The sequence below is a fragment of the Kitasatospora terrestris genome, from assembly GCF_039542905.1.
In the GTDB taxonomy this organism is placed as follows: Bacteria; Actinomycetota; Actinomycetes; order Streptomycetales; family Streptomycetaceae; genus Kitasatospora; species Kitasatospora terrestris.
On the sequence record NZ_BAABIS010000001.1, the window covers coordinates 7,602,983 to 7,617,075 of the forward strand.

A 14,093-nucleotide genomic window follows, 5' to 3' on the forward strand; every position below is an offset into this window, starting at 1 on the left:
CGTGCGGCGGGCGGTCGCCGCTCAGCGCGGCCCGCCGGTGGTGGCGCGGTACCAGTCGGCGTACCGCTGGACGCCGTCGGCGAAGCTGGTCCGCGGCGACCAGCCGAGCAGGCGCTTGGCGGCGGCGTTGGAGATCCGGCGGCCGGCGTAGTCGGCGGTGCGGGCCTCGACCTCCTCGACGGTGATCGGGCCGAGCAGCCGGTCGACGGTGTCGGCGATCTCCCGGATGGAGATCGCGGTGGCGCCCTCCAGGGCGAAGGTCTGGTCCTGCGCGGCGGGGGACAGCGCCCGGACGTGGGCGTCGGCGAGGTCCTCGACGTAGACGAAGTTGCGGGTCTGCAGGCCGCCGCCGGCGATGGTGATCGGCCGGCCGGCCAGCGCGGCCTGCACGAAACGGGCGACCACCAGCTCGTCGCGCATCCGCGGCCCGTACGGGATGCCGTAGCGCAGGATCGTGAAGTGCTGGCCGTACAGCTCGCGGTAGCTGTGCATGAGCATCTCGGCGGCGAGCTTGGTGGCGACGTAGAGGTGGCCGCTGCGGTCGAGGTCGATGGGGGTGCGTTCGTCGAGTTCCTGCTCCTCGCCGTCGAGGGTGGGCTCGGCGAGGGCGGCGCCGTACACCCAGACGGTGGAGGCGAGGACGGTGTGGCCGAGCCCGGCGCGGCGGGCGGCCTCCAGGACGGTCTCGGTGCCGTCGATGTTGCAGCGGACCGCACCGACCGGGTCGGCGGTGACCTTCTCCACGTCGGCCATGGCGGCCAGGTGGAAGGCGACCTCGCAGCCCTCGAAGGCGCCGGTGAGGCCGGGCAGGTCGAGGATGTCGAGGCGGACGTGCTCGGCGGACGGGTTGAGGTAGCGGTCGGCGGTGTCGACGACCAGCACCTCGTGACCGGCGGCCAGCAGCCGGTCGACGACGTGCGATCCGATGAACCCGCAGCCCCCGGTGACGGCGACGCGCACGGCGGTGCTCCTTCTCTGTCAGCCGGCGAGGCGGCGGTGGACGGCGGTGACGGCGTCGATGACCTGGTCGGTCTCGTCCTCGGTCATGTCGGAGAGCACCGGCAGGCAGACCTGCCGGGCGCAGACGTCCTCGGCGACCGGCAGCCGCAGGTCGCGGTGGGCGGAGAGGACGGGCTGGTGGTGCAGCGGCAGGTCGTACACCTCGCCGGAGAGGCGGACGCCGTGCTCCTCGGCGCAGAGCCGCTTGAACTCGGCCCGGTCGACGCCGGACGGCAGCAGCGCCACGTACTTGTAGTAGTTGGACCGGCTGCCGGGCGGCTCCAGGACCGGGGTGAGCCCGTCGAGCGCGGTGAGCGCGGCGTCGTAGCGGCCGGCGACCCGGCGGCGGGTCTCGACGAACTCCTTGAGCCGGCGCAGGTGGACGGTGCCGACGGCGGCGTTCGCCTCGCTGAGCCGCCAGGAGGCGCCCTCGCGGACGTGGTGGTTGGTGCCGAAGGAGCCCTTGCCCTGGTCGCGGTGGATGCGGGCCTCGTCGCGCAGCTCCGGCGACTCGGTGAGGATCATGCCGCCCTCGCCGCTGGTCACCACCTTGGTCGGGTAGAACGAGAAGGCCCCGGCGACGCCGAAGGTCCCGGCCGGGCGGCCCTGGAAGCTGCTGCCGTGGGCGTGCGCCGCGTCCTCGACCAGCGGGATGCCGCGGGCCTCGCAGAGCGCGGCGAGCGCGTCCACCCCGGGGGAGACCAGCCCGCCGATGTGGACCAGGACCACCGCCGCGGTGTCGGGGGTGAGCACGGCCTCCACGGTGGCGGCGCTGAGTGCCAGGGTGTCCGGGTCTACGTCCGCGAGCACCGGCCGCCCGCCCGCGTGCAGCACGGCGCCGGCGGTGGCGTAGAAGGTGACCGCCGGGACGACCACGTCGCGCCCCCGGACGTCCAGGGTGCGCAGGACGATCTCCAGCGCGGCCGTGCCGCTGGCCACCGCGACGGCGTGCGAGGCGCCGTGCTCGGTGGCGAAGGACTGCTCGAAGCGCTGGGTCCACGGTCCGAGGGTCAGCGCGCCGGTGCCGAGCATCTCGGTCACCGCCTCCGCCACGGCGGCGCGGTCGGCGTCGTCGAACACGATGCGGGCTGCGGGCACCGCCACGGTCCACCTCCAGGGAGTCACTGCGGGAACGGGACGAACCCGGACACACCACGCTACGTCGGGCGGGCCCGGATGTGGGGAGGCATGGTCGGCCGGGCGGGTGAGAGCGTGCTCCGTGGGCGTGATGAGATATCTTGATGTCAAGACGTTCTAGACGTGGAAGCGGAGTACCGGTGACAGACTCGACCATCATCTACACCCACACCGACGAGGCCCCGGCCCTGGCGACGTATTCGTTCCTGCCGGTCGTGCAGGCCTACGCCGCGACCGCGGGCGTCAGTGTGGAGACCCGCGACATCTCGCTGGCCGGGCGCATCATCGCGAGCTTCCCGGAGCGTCTGGAGGAGGGCCAGCGGATCGCCGACGCCCTCGCCGAGCTCGGCGAGCTGGCCAAGACCCCGGCCGCCAACATCATCAAGCTGCCGAACATCTCGGCCTCCATCCCGCAGCTCAAGGCCGCCATCGCCGAGCTGCAGTCCCAGGGCTACGCCCTGCCGGACTACCCGGACGAGCCGAAGACCGACGAGGAGCGCGACACCCGCGCCCGCTACGACAAGGTCAAGGGCAGCGCCGTCAACCCGGTCCTGCGCGAGGGCAACTCCGACCGCCGCGCGCCGCTGTCGGTCAAGAACTACGCCAAGACCCACCCGCACCGGATGGGCGCCTGGTCGGCCGACTCCAAGACCAACGTCGCCACCATGGGCGTCAACGACTTCCGCTCCACCGAGAAGTCCGCCGTCATCGCCGAGGCCGGCGCGCTGCGCATCGAGCACGTCGCCGCCGACGGCACCGTCACCGTGCTGCGCGAGACCGTCCCGGTCCAGGTCGGCGAGGTCGTCGACGCCTCCGTGATGCGCGTCGCCGCGCTGCGCGAGTTCCTCGCCGCCCAGGTCGCCAAGGCCAAGGCCGACGGCGTGCTGTTCTCGGTGCACCTCAAGGCCACCATGATGAAGGTCTCCGACCCCATCATCTTCGGCCACGTCGTGCGCGCCTTCTTCCCGCAGACCTTCGCCCAGTACGGCGAGGTGCTGGCCGCCGCCGGCCTGACCCCGAACAACGGCCTCGGCTCGATCCTGGCCGGCCTGGACGCGCTCCCGCAGGGCGCGGAGATCAAGGCCTCCTTCGACGCCGAGATCGCCGCCGGCCCGGAGCTCGCCATGGTCGACTCCGACAAGGGCATCACCAACCTGCACGTGCCGAGCGACGTCATCGTGGACGCCTCGATGCCGGCCATGATCCGCACCTCCGGCCACATGTGGGGCCCGGACGGCCAGGAGGCCGACACCCTCGCTGTCCTCCCGGACAGCAGCTACGCGGGCGTCTACCAGACCGTCATCGACGACTGCCGCGCCCACGGCGCGTTCGACCCGGCCACCATGGGCTCGGTGCCGAACGTCGGCCTGATGGCCCAGGCGGCCGAGGAGTACGGCTCCCACGACAAGACCTTCGAGATCGCCTCCGCCGGCACCGTCCGCCTGGTGGACGCCAACGGCGAGACCGTGCTGGAGCAGGTCGTCCAGGCCGGCGACATCTTCCGCTCCTGCCAGACCAAGGACGCGCCGATCCAGGACTGGGTCAAGCTCGCCGTCTCCCGCGCCCGCGCCACCGGCTCCCCGGCCGTCTTCTGGCTCGACGCCGAGCGCGCCCACGACGCCGTGCTCATCGGCAAGGTCAACGAGTACCTGCCGCAGCACGACACCGAGGGCCTGCAGATCGAGATCCTCTCCCCGGTGGAGGCCACCGCCTTCTCGCTGGAGCGCATCCGCCGCGGCGAGGACACCATCTCGGTCACCGGCAACGTGCTCCGCGACTACCTGACCGACCTGTTCCCGATCCTGGAGCTCGGCACCAGCGCCAAGATGCTCTCGGTCGTCCCGCTGATGAACGGCGGCGGCCTGTTCGAGACCGGCGCCGGCGGCTCCGCCCCGAAGCACGTCCAGCAGCTGGTCAAGGAGAACTACCTGCGCTGGGACAGCCTCGGCGAGTTCTTCGCCCTGGCCGCCAGCTTCGAGCACCTCGCCCAGGTCGCCGACAACCCGCGCGCCAAGGTCCTGGCCGACACCCTCGACCGCGCCACCGGCACCTTCCTCAACGAGGACAAGTCGCCGAGCCGCCGCCTCGGCGGCATCGACAACCGCGGCAGCCACTTCTACCTGGCCACCTACTGGGCCCAGGAGCTGGCCAAGCAGACCGACGACGCCCAGCTCGCCGAGGCCTTCGCCCCGCTCGCCAAGACCCTGACCGAGCAGGAGGAGACCATCGTCTCCGAGCTGATCGCCGTCCAGGGCTCCCCGGTCGAGCTCGGTGGCTACTACCAGCCCGACCCGGCCAAGGCCGCGGCCGTGATGCGCCCGTCCGCCACCTTCAACGAGGCCCTGGCCTCCCTCGCCTGACACCCGGGCGACCGACGCGAAGGCCCCGCAGCCCCGGCTGCGGGGCCTTCCGCCCGTCCGGGCACCCGCGGGTGCCCGGACCGCCGGTCACGGCGCCGGGGCGGGCTGCGCGGCGGGGTCGGCGGGGAGGCGGTCGAGGGTGATGCCGAAGTGGTCGCGGTAGGCGGCGAGGGCTTCGGGGCCGGTGAGGCGGTGGACCTCGCGGGCGCCGTCCGGGGCGGTGCGGATCAGGCGCAGGCCGCTCAGGGTGGTCCGGCCGCCGTCCGGGGTGAGCAGGGAACAGGTGGTGGAGCGGGTGAAGTGCGACGCCGGCGAGGTCGCCTGCCACCAGCAGGTGGGGGCGAAGTCGGCGAGCTCGTACGGGCGCTGGTCGAGGCGGTACTGGGGCTCGCCGCCGAGGGCGACGTCCAGGTCGGGGCCGTGCCCGGTGACGGTGAACCCACCGGCCGGGTCGTGCTGGACGCCGCGTTCGTCGAGGCGCAGCGGGCGGGTGCTGAAGCGGCCGAAGCCGACGTCGACCAGCCACGGCTCGTCGAGGTCGACCCGCAGGGCGAGATGGTCGAAGGGCGGGCCGAGCCGGCCGTCGCCGAACACCCGGGCACCGAGCAGGGACACCCGGTAGCCGAGTGCGCGCAGCAACTCGGCGAAAGCGCCGTTGAGTTCGTAGCAGAAACCGCCGCGGCGGCGGTCCAGCAGCTTGCCGAGCAGCGCGTCCCGGTCGAGGTCGATCGGCTCGCCGAGGTGGATGGCGAGGTTCTCGAAGGGGACGCTGGTCAGGTGGGCGTGCTGGAGCCGGGCGAGGGCGTCCGCGTCGGCCCGCGCGGGGCGGGCCGCGCCGATCCGCCGCAGGTAGGCGTCGACCCGGTCCGGGCCGAGGGGGCTGTCCACCCCGCCAACCCTAGCGGCGGTCACTGCTGGCGGGAGAGCTGGACGTCGACGAACCCGTCCTGCCGGGCGATCAGGTGGCCGTCCTCGGTGAGGGTGAAGACGATCTTCAGGGCCACGTCGCCGGCGCAGCTCGCGCTGACCGAGGTGGTGGTCTCCAGGACGGTGACCGTGTTGCCGCTCACCGAGGCGAGCTCGTCCACGGCGGCGCAGGGGACGCCGGTGGACTCCCAGGTGGTGGAGGCGCGGCCGACGTTGGCGCCCGGGTTGCCGGGGGAGAACTGGATCCGGTACTTGCCCTGGTTGTCCCGGTCGACCTGGTGGACGTCGCCCTGCCAGACGCCCAGGAAGGCGGCCGGCACCAGGCTGGTGGGGGAGGGGCTGGGTGAGGGCGAGGGGCTGGGGGACGGTGAGGGCGACGGGCTGGGGGAGGCGGGCGGCACGGCGGCCGTGCGCCCGCCGTCGCCCGCGGTGCCGGTGTCGCGGGTGAGCCAGAGCGTGACCCCGCCGGCGGTCGCGGCCACCGCCGCGGCCGCGGCGAGGACGATCGGCAGGGCCCGGCGCCCGGACGGCCCGTGCGGCGCGGTCGGCGCGCCGAGCACCACCGGCTGCTCGCCCGGCGGCTGTTCGACGGCGGCCGCGCCGTCGGTGACGGTCGGCGGGTGGGCCGGGACGGCGTCGGCGGGCGCCGGTTCGGTGTCCAGGGCGAGGAGCTCGACGGCGAGGCGGCCGACCGACTCGGAGACGGCCGACGGCAGCCAGCCGCGCTGGCCGAGCCGGACGGTGCCCGGGCCGGCGGTGGTCAGGCGGCGGCGCAGCTCGGCCGGGACGGGCCGGTCGTCCGGGTCCTTGGCGAGGCAGTCGAGGATGACCGCGCGCAGCTCCCCGTCGAGCCCGGAGAGGTCCGGGGCCTCGTGCAGGACCCGGTAGAGCAGGACGGCGGCGCTGACGCCCTCGCCGAACGGGGCGATGCCGGTCGCGGCGTACGCGAGGGCGGCGCCGAGCGAGAAGACGTCGCCGGGCGGCCCGGCGGGGCGGCCGCCCGCCTGCTCGGGGGACATGTAGCCGGGCGAGCCGACCACGTACCCGGAGCGGGTCAGGGCGGTGGCCGCGTCGAGCGCGCGGGCGATGCCGAAGTCGATCAGGCGCGGCCCGTCGAGGGCGAGCAGGATGTTGGACGGCTTGATGTCCCGGTGGACCAGGCCGGTGCCGTGGACGTGCTCCAGGGTCTCGGCCAGGCCCGCGCCGAGCGCCCGGACCACGGCGGGCGGCAGCGGGCCGAACTCGCGGACCGCCTCGCCCAGCGGGGGCCCGGCGACGTACCCGGTCGCCACCCAGGGGTGCTCGCCCTCGGTGTCGGCGTCCAGCACCGGCGCCGTCCACTGCCCGCCGACCCGGCGGGCGGCCTCGACCTCCTGCCGGAACCGGCTGCGGAACTCCCGGTCGGCCGCGTACTCGCCGCGGACCAGCTTCACCGCGACGGTGCGCCCGCCCGGACTGCGGCCCAGGTAGACCTCGCCCATGCCGCCCGCGCCCAGCCGCCGCAGCAGCCGGTACTCGCCGACCCGGCGAGGGTCGCCCGGCTCCAGTGCCTCCATGCCCCCACACCCCCCACTCCGACCTGTCCCCTCGCACCGAGACGGTACCGGTAGCCGGGGACAGCGGTGCGGCCTGGTCAGATGACTAAGCGCTTGCTTATGATGCTCGGGCTCAGGGCTGCCACCCCTCGTCGACGTCAGGAGACCTCCATGCCGGGCACCAACCGCCAGATCCGCCTCGCCGCCCGCCCGGTCGGGGAGGTCAAGTCCGAGGACTGGAGCCTCGCCGAGGAGCCCGTGCGGGAGCCGGGCGAGGGCGAGTTCGCCGGGCGCACCCGCTACGTCTCGCTCGACCCGGCGATGCGCGGCTGGCTGGACGACCGGCCCTCCTACCTGCCGCCGGTCGGCCTCGGCGAGGTGATGCGGGCCGGCTCGGTGATCGAGGTGACCGCGTCGCGGCACCCCGGGTACCAGCCCGGCGACTTCGTGGTCGGCACCTTCGGCGTCCAGGAGCACGCCGTCTCCGACGGCCGGGGCACGCTCAAGGTCGACCCGGCCCTCGCCCCGCTCTCCACCTACCTCGGCGCGCTCGGCATGCCCGGCATGACCGCGTACTTCGGCCTGCTGGACGTCGGCGCGCTCCAGGAGGGCGAGACCGTCGTGGTCTCCGGCGCCGCCGGCGCGGTCGGCACCATCGTCGGGCAGATCGCCAAGGTGAAGGGCTGCCGGGTGGTCGGGATCGCCGGCGGCGCCGACAAGTGCGCGATGCTCACCGAGGAGCTGGGCTTCGACGCGGCGATCGACTACCGCTCCGAGGACGTCCGCAAGGCGCTGCGCGAGCACGCCCCCGACGGGATCGACGTCTACTTCGACAACGTCGGCGGCGACATCCTCGACGCCGCGCTCACCCGGCTCGCGATGCGCGCCCGGGTGGTGGTCTGCGGCGCGATCAGCCAGTACAACAGCGAGTCCGGCGTGCAGGGCCCGTCCAACTACCTGAGCCTGCTGGTGCGCCGGGCCCGGATGGAGGGCTTCGTGGTCTTCGACTACGCCAAGCGCTACGGCGAGGCCGCGCTGGAGCTGGCCGGCTGGATCGGCGAGGGCCGGATCAAGGTCAAGGAGCACGTCGTCCGCGGCGGGGTCGAGGACTTCCCCGCCACCCTGCAGATGCTCTTCCGCGGCGAGAACACCGGCAAGCTGGTGCTCGAACTCCAGTAGGGCCGGCACGCGCCTACCCGGGGCGGGAGGCGCCCCTCAGCAGTGCGGTGAGCTCGGCGACCACCTCGTCGAGGGTGGCGGTGACGCGGCCCGCCGTCCAGTCGTGGAGCAGGCCGTTGACGGCGCCGATGAAGGCGGTGGCGGCGATCCGGTAGTCGCGGGTCGCCGCCTCGCCGCGTTCGGCGGCGGCGTCCGCCTCGGCGGTGAGCAGGGCCACCCAGCGGGCCCGGCGGTCCAGCCGCTGGGTCTCCAGCGCCTCGCTCACGCCGACGATCTCGACGAACGCGATGCGCAGCCGCCGCGGGTCCTCGGTGGCCGCCGTGACGTACGCGCGCAGGACCGCGGCGATCCGCTGCTCGAACGGCAGCCCGGCGACCGCCGGCAGGGCGTTCAGGACGGCCTGCTCGGCGAGGTCGTTGACCCGCAGGTGCAGCCGGGCGAGGACGTCCTCCAGGTTGCGGAACTCCTCGTAGAACTGGCGGGTCGACAGGCCGGCCGCCTCGCACAGGCCCGCCACCGACGCCGCCCGGTAGCCGGGCCGGCTGCCGAACTGGTCGAGCGCCGCCGCGAGGAAGCGCTCGCGCCGCTCCGCCCGGCGCGCCTCGGCCGTCCGCCCGCCGTACTGCCTGTCCGGTCGCGCCACGTGCTGTCCCCGCTCCTCGTGTGCCGTCGGTGAATTGTGGCGGACCGGGGTCTTGCCAGCGGACGGGGCCGGTCCCTACCGTCGAGTAGCGCCAAATCTGACTACCGTTCGTTTCAGAATTCGTGCTCGCTGCCGAGGAGTTGGCGATGGCCCTTTCCCGCTCTCTGCGCCTCCGGGCGGTGTGCGGCCTGGCCGCCGCCCTGACGCTCGCCCCGCTCACCGCCGCCCCCACGGCCGTCGCCGCACCCGCGGACCTCCGCGAGGTGATGTTCGTCGGCAACAACTGGGACGGCACCGCCGACGTGATCCGCTCCGGCGGCGACCTCGCCCGGATCGGCCGGATCGACGTCGTCCCCGACCGCGACCAGCGGCTCACCGAGATCTACCTCAACCCGGTCAAGCTCGCGTACTTCCTCGGCGTCCGGCTCGGCCCCGGCGAGGGCCACGACCAGTTCGTCGACGACATGTACTCCACGCCCGACGGCACCGCCGTGGTCGTCTCCCGCCCCAGCTTCGCCGACGTGGTCTCCGTCGACATCGCCACCGGGCGGATCAACTGGCGCTTCCCGGTCGCCGGTTACCGCGCCGACCACATGGCGCTCTCGCCCGACGGCACGCGCGTCGCGGTCTCCGCCTCCACCGCCAACACCGTGCACGTCCTCGACGTGCGCACCGGACGGCAGCTCGGCTCGTTCGCCACCGGCGACAAGCCGCACGAGAACCTCTTCACCGACGGCGGCCACCAGCTGTGGAACATGTCCATCGGCGAGGTCACCACCGCGCTCGACGCCCCCTGGCTCGACTGGACCAAGGGCGACCGGCACATCACCGTCGTCGACGCCGACACCTACGCGCCGATCCGCACCGTCGACATGCGCGAGCGCCTCGACGCCTTCGGCCGCTCCGACCTCTCCGACGCCGTCCGCCCCGCCGCGTTCAGCCCCGACGGGCGGCAGCTCTACTTCCAGGTCTCCTTCTTCAACGGCCTGGTCGAGTACGACGTCGCCGCCGACCGGATCACCCGGGTCAAGACCCTGCCCAAGAACCCCGCCACCAGCGAGGACCGCACCACCTGGGTCAACGACTCCCGCCACCACGGCCTCTCCACGAGCCCCGACGGCAGCAAGCTGTGCGTCGCCGGCACCATGGACGACTACGCGACCGTCGTCGACCGCGCCACCCTCACCGAGGGCCCGCTCGTCCCCGCCCAGAAGCCCTACTGGGCCACCGTCAGCGGCGACGGCAAGTCCTGCGTCATCTCCGAGAGCGGCGCCGACCGGGTCACCGCCATCGACTTCGCCACCGGGCAGCCGACCGCGAGCGTCGCCGTCGGCGACCACCCGCAGCGCGTCCGGCTCGGCCACGTCCCGGCGGGTTGGACCGGCCCGGCCGCACGGTGATCCGCGAGGTTGAGTAGCCGTACTCATGTACGGCGGCCGCCTGGACCGCCACACTCTCGGCATGACCAGCCCCGTGCCGCTCTGCCCCGACTGCCGCACCGCCCTCGGCCCCGGCGCACACACCGCCTGCCCGCACTGCCGCCTGCCGCTCACCGGCCCCGACGCCGGAGCACTCTGGCAGATCGAGGTCGCGCTCGGCATGGTCGAGCAGCAGCGCGCCGCGCTGCTCGCCCAGCGGGAAGGACTGCTGGCCCGGCTGCGGGCCCTGCGGGACCGCCCCGCGGGCGCGGCGTGGGGCGGAGCTCCGGCCGGTGCGGGGTGGGCGGCCGGCCCGGGTGGTGCCGGTGGGCCGGTAGGTCCGGGGTGGGCCGCCGGTGCCGGTCAGCAGGCCGGCGACGGCCGGGCGGAGGTGTCGGGGCGGTCGGCCCAGACCGTGCTGCTCGTCCTCGGCGGCCTGCTGGTCAGCGTCGCCGCCCTGGTCTTCACCGTGGTCAGCTGGGGCTACCTCGGGATCGGCGGGCGCGCGGCCGTGCTGCTCGCGCTCACCGCGCTCGCGCTCGCCGTCCCGAGGCCGCTCCTGCGGCGCGGCCTCACCGCCACCGCCGAGGCGGCCGCAGGCATCGGCCTCGGCCTCGTCCTGCTCGACGGGTACGCGGCCCGCGCCGCCGGCCTGGCCGGGCTCGACGGCGGCGACGGCGCGGCCTACTGGGCGGTCGTCACCGGCGTCGTCGCGGCGGGCGCACTCGGGTACGGACGGGCGCTGAGCCTGCGCTTCCCATTGGTGGTCGGCTTCCTGATGACGCGGATCCCCGTCCTGCTCGCGCTCGTCGCGGCGGAGGTGGTGGCCGTGCAGGCGTACGCGGCGGCGATGGTCGGTGCGACCGCGGTCGACGTGCTCCTGCTCGGCGTCGCCCGCCGGACCGCGCGGCCGGCGCGACCGGCCCCGGCGGCCGTCGCTCCGGCGGAGGCCGGCACGCCGGCGGGCGACGGACCGACCGGCGGCGGCGCGGGGCTGCCGGGTGCTGCGGCCAGTACTACAACCAGTTCTTCGAACGGTGCGAGTGCCGGTGGGGCGCAGGCGTCCGCGGGCGCCGCGCCGTCGGCGGCGGGCACGGGCCTGCCGGGCGGTGCCGCCGGGGCGTGGCCGACGGGTGCCTTCCCGGGCGGGCCCGGCGGGGCGTGGCCGGTGGCGGGCGCGGTGGGTCTGCGGCCGGTGCGGGACGGCCGGGCCGTGCTGTGGCAGTGCGTGGCGGGGTTCGCCGCGCTGTGGGCGGCGGCCGGCGGGCTGCTCGCCGGGGCCGGCTCCGCGGCGGCGGGCGGTGCGGGGGAGGCCGCGTGGGCGGTGCTGCCGCTCGGCGGGCTGGCGCTGCTCGGGCTGGTGCTCGCCGGGCAGGCCGCGCTGCCGTCGTCGGTCCGGCCGCTCCCGGCCGCCGCGGCCGGGGCCGCCCTGGTCGTCGCCCTCGGCGGCGTCCTGCGGCACCTGGCGGGCACGGACTGGACGGCCGTCGCGTACGAGGCGCCGGCGCTGCTGCTGCTCGCCGCCGTGAGCGTCCTGCGCCGCACGCCGGTCGGCGCACGACGGGCCAAGACCGCCCTCGGGCTGGCCGCGGCGGGCGGCGGTGCGGTGCTGCTGACCACGCTCGCGGCCGTTCCCGCGCTGCTCCGGGCGATCACGGAACCCGTGGCGCACGCCGACGCGGCCTGGGCCGGTGCCCCCTCGCCCGGCTGGACGTGGGAGCTGGGCGCCGCGCCGCTGGTCGGACTGGCGCTGTGCGCCGGCGCGGTGGTGCTCGCGCACGGACTGCGGCCCCTCGGCACCGAGGCGGCGGCGTCCGCGATCGGCGTGGTGACGGTGGCGCTGCTGCCGGTGGCGGCCGGCGCGACGTACGGCGTCGCGGTCGCGGTGCCCCTGGTGCTCGGGGTGCTCGCCACCGCGGCGCTGGTGCTGCGCGGCGCCCGGCCGGGCGTCCTCGCGGCGCTGTGCGGCGGGCTCGCGCCGGCACTGCTGTGGGCGTCGGCGGACCGGTCGGCGACGGTCGTGGTGCTCGGGGTGTGCGTGCTGCTGGCAGCGCTGCTCGCGTGGCGCGGCGCGACGGTGGCGTCCGCGGCGGGCGCGGCCGGTGTGCTGCTGCTCGGCGGTGAGGCGGCCGCGGTCGGCACGGTCGGCGGCCTGTCGGCGTCCGGCGTGGTGCTCGCCGTCCTGGCGGTGGCGGTCCTGTCCGCGCCGCTCGCCGCCGTGCTGCGGACGGAGGCGGCGCCCTCGCAGCCCGGGGCGGCGGAGCCGGCGGTGTCCGGGCGGGCGGCCGGGGCGCTGTCCCTCGCGGTGGAGTTCGCCGGGTACGCGCTGGCGGCGGTGGCGCTGCCGCTGCTCCTGAGCCGCCCGGGGGTGCTGGCGTTCGCGCTGGCGGTGAGCGGTGTGACGGCGCTCGGCGTGGCGCTGCGGGCCGACCGGCGGGTGCCGGCGGCCGTGGCGGCGGGGGCGCTGCTGACCTGCTCCTCCTGGGTGCGGCTCGCCCTCTGGGACGTCCGGACGCCGGAGGCGTACACGCTCCCGCTCGCGGTCGTCGCCCTCGCGATCGGCCACCGGCGGCACCGGCAGGACCCGGGCGCGGCGTCCTGGTCGACGTACGGCCCCGGCCTGTCGCTCGCGTTCCTGCCGAGCGTGCTCGCGCTCTGGTCGGACGGGCACTGGGTGCGGCCGCTGCTGCTCGGCGTGGGCGCGCTCGCCGTCACGGTGGCCGGCGTCCGGCTGCGGCTCCAGGCGCCGCTGCTGCTGGGTGCCGCGACCGCCCTGCTCACGGCCGGGCACGAGCTCGCGCCGACGGTCGTCCAGGCTCTCGGCCTGCTGCCGCGCTGGGTGCCGCTCGCCTTCGCCGGCCTCCTGCTGCTGGCCCTCGGCGCCCGCTACGAGCAGCGCCTGCACGACGCCCGCCGCCTGCGGGAGTCCCTCCGCACCCTGCGCTGACCGTGGCGCGGAGCGAGGAGCGGGCGCCGTGCCCCGGGCCGGGGCGGCCTACGGCAGGTCGAGGCGCTCGCGGGCTTCGGTGACCCAGCGCCGGACGGCGTGGGCCTCGCAGGCGGCGGCGAGGGCGTCGGCCTCGGCGAGGAGGGCGGTGGCGTCGGCGGGGCGCTGCTGGTCGGCGGCGACGTGCGCGAGGGCGATGAGGTTGGCGGCCACGCCCGGCCGGAAGTCCAGCTCGCGGCGCAGGCGGGTGGACTCCTCGAAGAGGGGGAGGGCTGCCTCCGGTCGTCCGGCGTACTGCTCGGCGAAGCCGAGGTGGCGCAGGACGTAGGAGACGGTCAGCCGGTCGCCGGCCCTGGTGGCGAGCTCCAGGGCGCGTTCGAACGCGGGCAGGGCGGTCGGGCCGTCCTCGCGGACGACCTGGTGGAAGGCGCCGATCCAGAACAGCGCCTCGCCCTCGCCGCGCGCGTCGCCGAGCTCGGCGTACAGCTCGGCGGCGCGCTCGAACAGCTCCAACTCCCGTGCGTCCTCGACCCGGTCGTCGAGGTAGCGGGCGTGCACCAGGCGGCCGCGGGCCAGGGCGAGGTCGGCCTCGGCGGCATCGAGGCCGACCTCCGCGACGGTGAGGGCGTCGGTGTCGCCGGTGAAGACGGCGCGCTCGTAGAGGTGGTTGGCCCGCTCGATCCGTATGTCCGTGGTCATGGGGCCACTCTACGGGCCGACTGTCCGTCAGGTCTGCGGCACCGCAACCACGTTGAACGGCGTGGTGGGCGGCGGGTCGATCGCGGCGCCTTCGGGTCGGGAGCCGTCGGGCAGGGCGAACCCGGTCGGCCGGGCGCCCGGTCAGTGGCGGGCGGGCCGGCGGAGAAGCGGATCGGCGGGGTCCGTCCCGGGATCGGGGCCCCGGGCGGGTTATCGTGGCACGAGTCCGGCCGCGGACGGCCGGCGACC

The 14,093-nt window shown here is 75.4% G+C and carries 10 protein-coding genes; 4 read left to right on the plus strand and 6 right to left on the minus strand.

Annotated elements, in window-relative coordinates; genetic code table 11:
• Window positions 1-21 precede the first annotated feature (21 nt).
• Both ABEB06_RS34855 and ABEB06_RS34860 read right to left on the minus strand, forming a co-directional pair.
• A complete protein-coding gene (locus ABEB06_RS34855) occupies window positions 22-960 on the minus strand; it encodes an NAD-dependent epimerase/dehydratase family protein (protein WP_345700924.1) in 939 nt (312 codons plus the stop codon).
• A gap of 18 nt (window positions 961-978) precedes the next feature.
• Entirely contained in the window at window positions 979-2,103 is a 1,125-nt protein-coding gene (locus ABEB06_RS34860) for a DegT/DnrJ/EryC1/StrS family aminotransferase (protein WP_345700925.1), read from the minus strand.
• 173 nt (window positions 2,104-2,276) lie between these two features.
• On the opposite strand from ABEB06_RS34860, the gene ABEB06_RS34865 reads away from it, so the two are divergent.
• On the plus strand, window positions 2,277-4,496 hold the full coding sequence (locus ABEB06_RS34865) for an NADP-dependent isocitrate dehydrogenase (protein ID WP_345700926.1): 2,220 nt from the start codon (window positions 2,277-2,279) through the stop codon (window positions 4,494-4,496).
• 87 nt (window positions 4,497-4,583) lie between these two features.
• On the opposite strand, the gene ABEB06_RS34870 is transcribed toward ABEB06_RS34865, so the two are convergent.
• Both ABEB06_RS34870 and ABEB06_RS34875 read right to left on the minus strand, forming a co-directional pair.
• The gene (locus ABEB06_RS34870) at window positions 4,584-5,384 is read right to left on the minus strand and encodes an arylamine N-acetyltransferase family protein (RefSeq protein WP_345700927.1); all 801 of its coding nucleotides are present in this window, start codon (window positions 5,382-5,384) and stop codon (window positions 4,584-4,586) included.
• 20 nt (window positions 5,385-5,404) lie between these two features.
• Window positions 5,405-6,979 (minus strand): serine/threonine-protein kinase, encoded by a 1,575-nt coding sequence (locus ABEB06_RS34875; RefSeq protein ID WP_345700928.1) that lies wholly within the window; start codon window positions 6,977-6,979, stop codon window positions 5,405-5,407.
• A gap of 150 nt (window positions 6,980-7,129) precedes the next feature.
• Between ABEB06_RS34875 and ABEB06_RS34880 the strand changes: the two genes are divergently transcribed.
• Window positions 7,130-8,137 (plus strand): NADP-dependent oxidoreductase, encoded by a 1,008-nt coding sequence (locus ABEB06_RS34880; RefSeq protein WP_345700929.1) that lies wholly within the window; start codon window positions 7,130-7,132, stop codon window positions 8,135-8,137.
• A gap of 13 nt (window positions 8,138-8,150) precedes the next feature.
• On the opposite strand, the gene ABEB06_RS34885 is transcribed toward ABEB06_RS34880, so the two are convergent.
• Window positions 8,151-8,780: a TetR/AcrR family transcriptional regulator gene (locus ABEB06_RS34885; protein WP_345700930.1), complete on the minus strand. Its 630-nt coding sequence runs from the start codon at window positions 8,778-8,780 to the stop codon at window positions 8,151-8,153.
• A gap of 146 nt (window positions 8,781-8,926) precedes the next feature.
• On the opposite strand from ABEB06_RS34885, the gene ABEB06_RS34890 reads away from it, so the two are divergent.
• On the plus strand, window positions 8,927-10,180 hold the full coding sequence (locus ABEB06_RS34890; protein ID WP_345700931.1) for a YncE family protein: 1,254 nt from the start codon (window positions 8,927-8,929) through the stop codon (window positions 10,178-10,180).
• 61 nt (window positions 10,181-10,241) lie between these two features.
• Window positions 10,242-13,145, plus strand: a complete 2,904-nt coding sequence (locus ABEB06_RS34895; protein ID WP_345700932.1) for an SCO7613 C-terminal domain-containing membrane protein — start codon at window positions 10,242-10,244, stop codon at window positions 13,143-13,145.
• Window positions 13,146-13,193: 48 nt separating this feature from the next.
• Here the strand turns inward: ABEB06_RS34895 and ABEB06_RS34900 are convergent, their stop codons facing one another.
• A complete protein-coding gene (locus tag ABEB06_RS34900) occupies window positions 13,194-13,844 on the minus strand; it encodes a tetratricopeptide repeat protein (RefSeq protein WP_345700933.1) in 651 nt (216 codons plus the stop codon).
• Window positions 13,845-14,093: the final 249 nt, after the last annotated feature.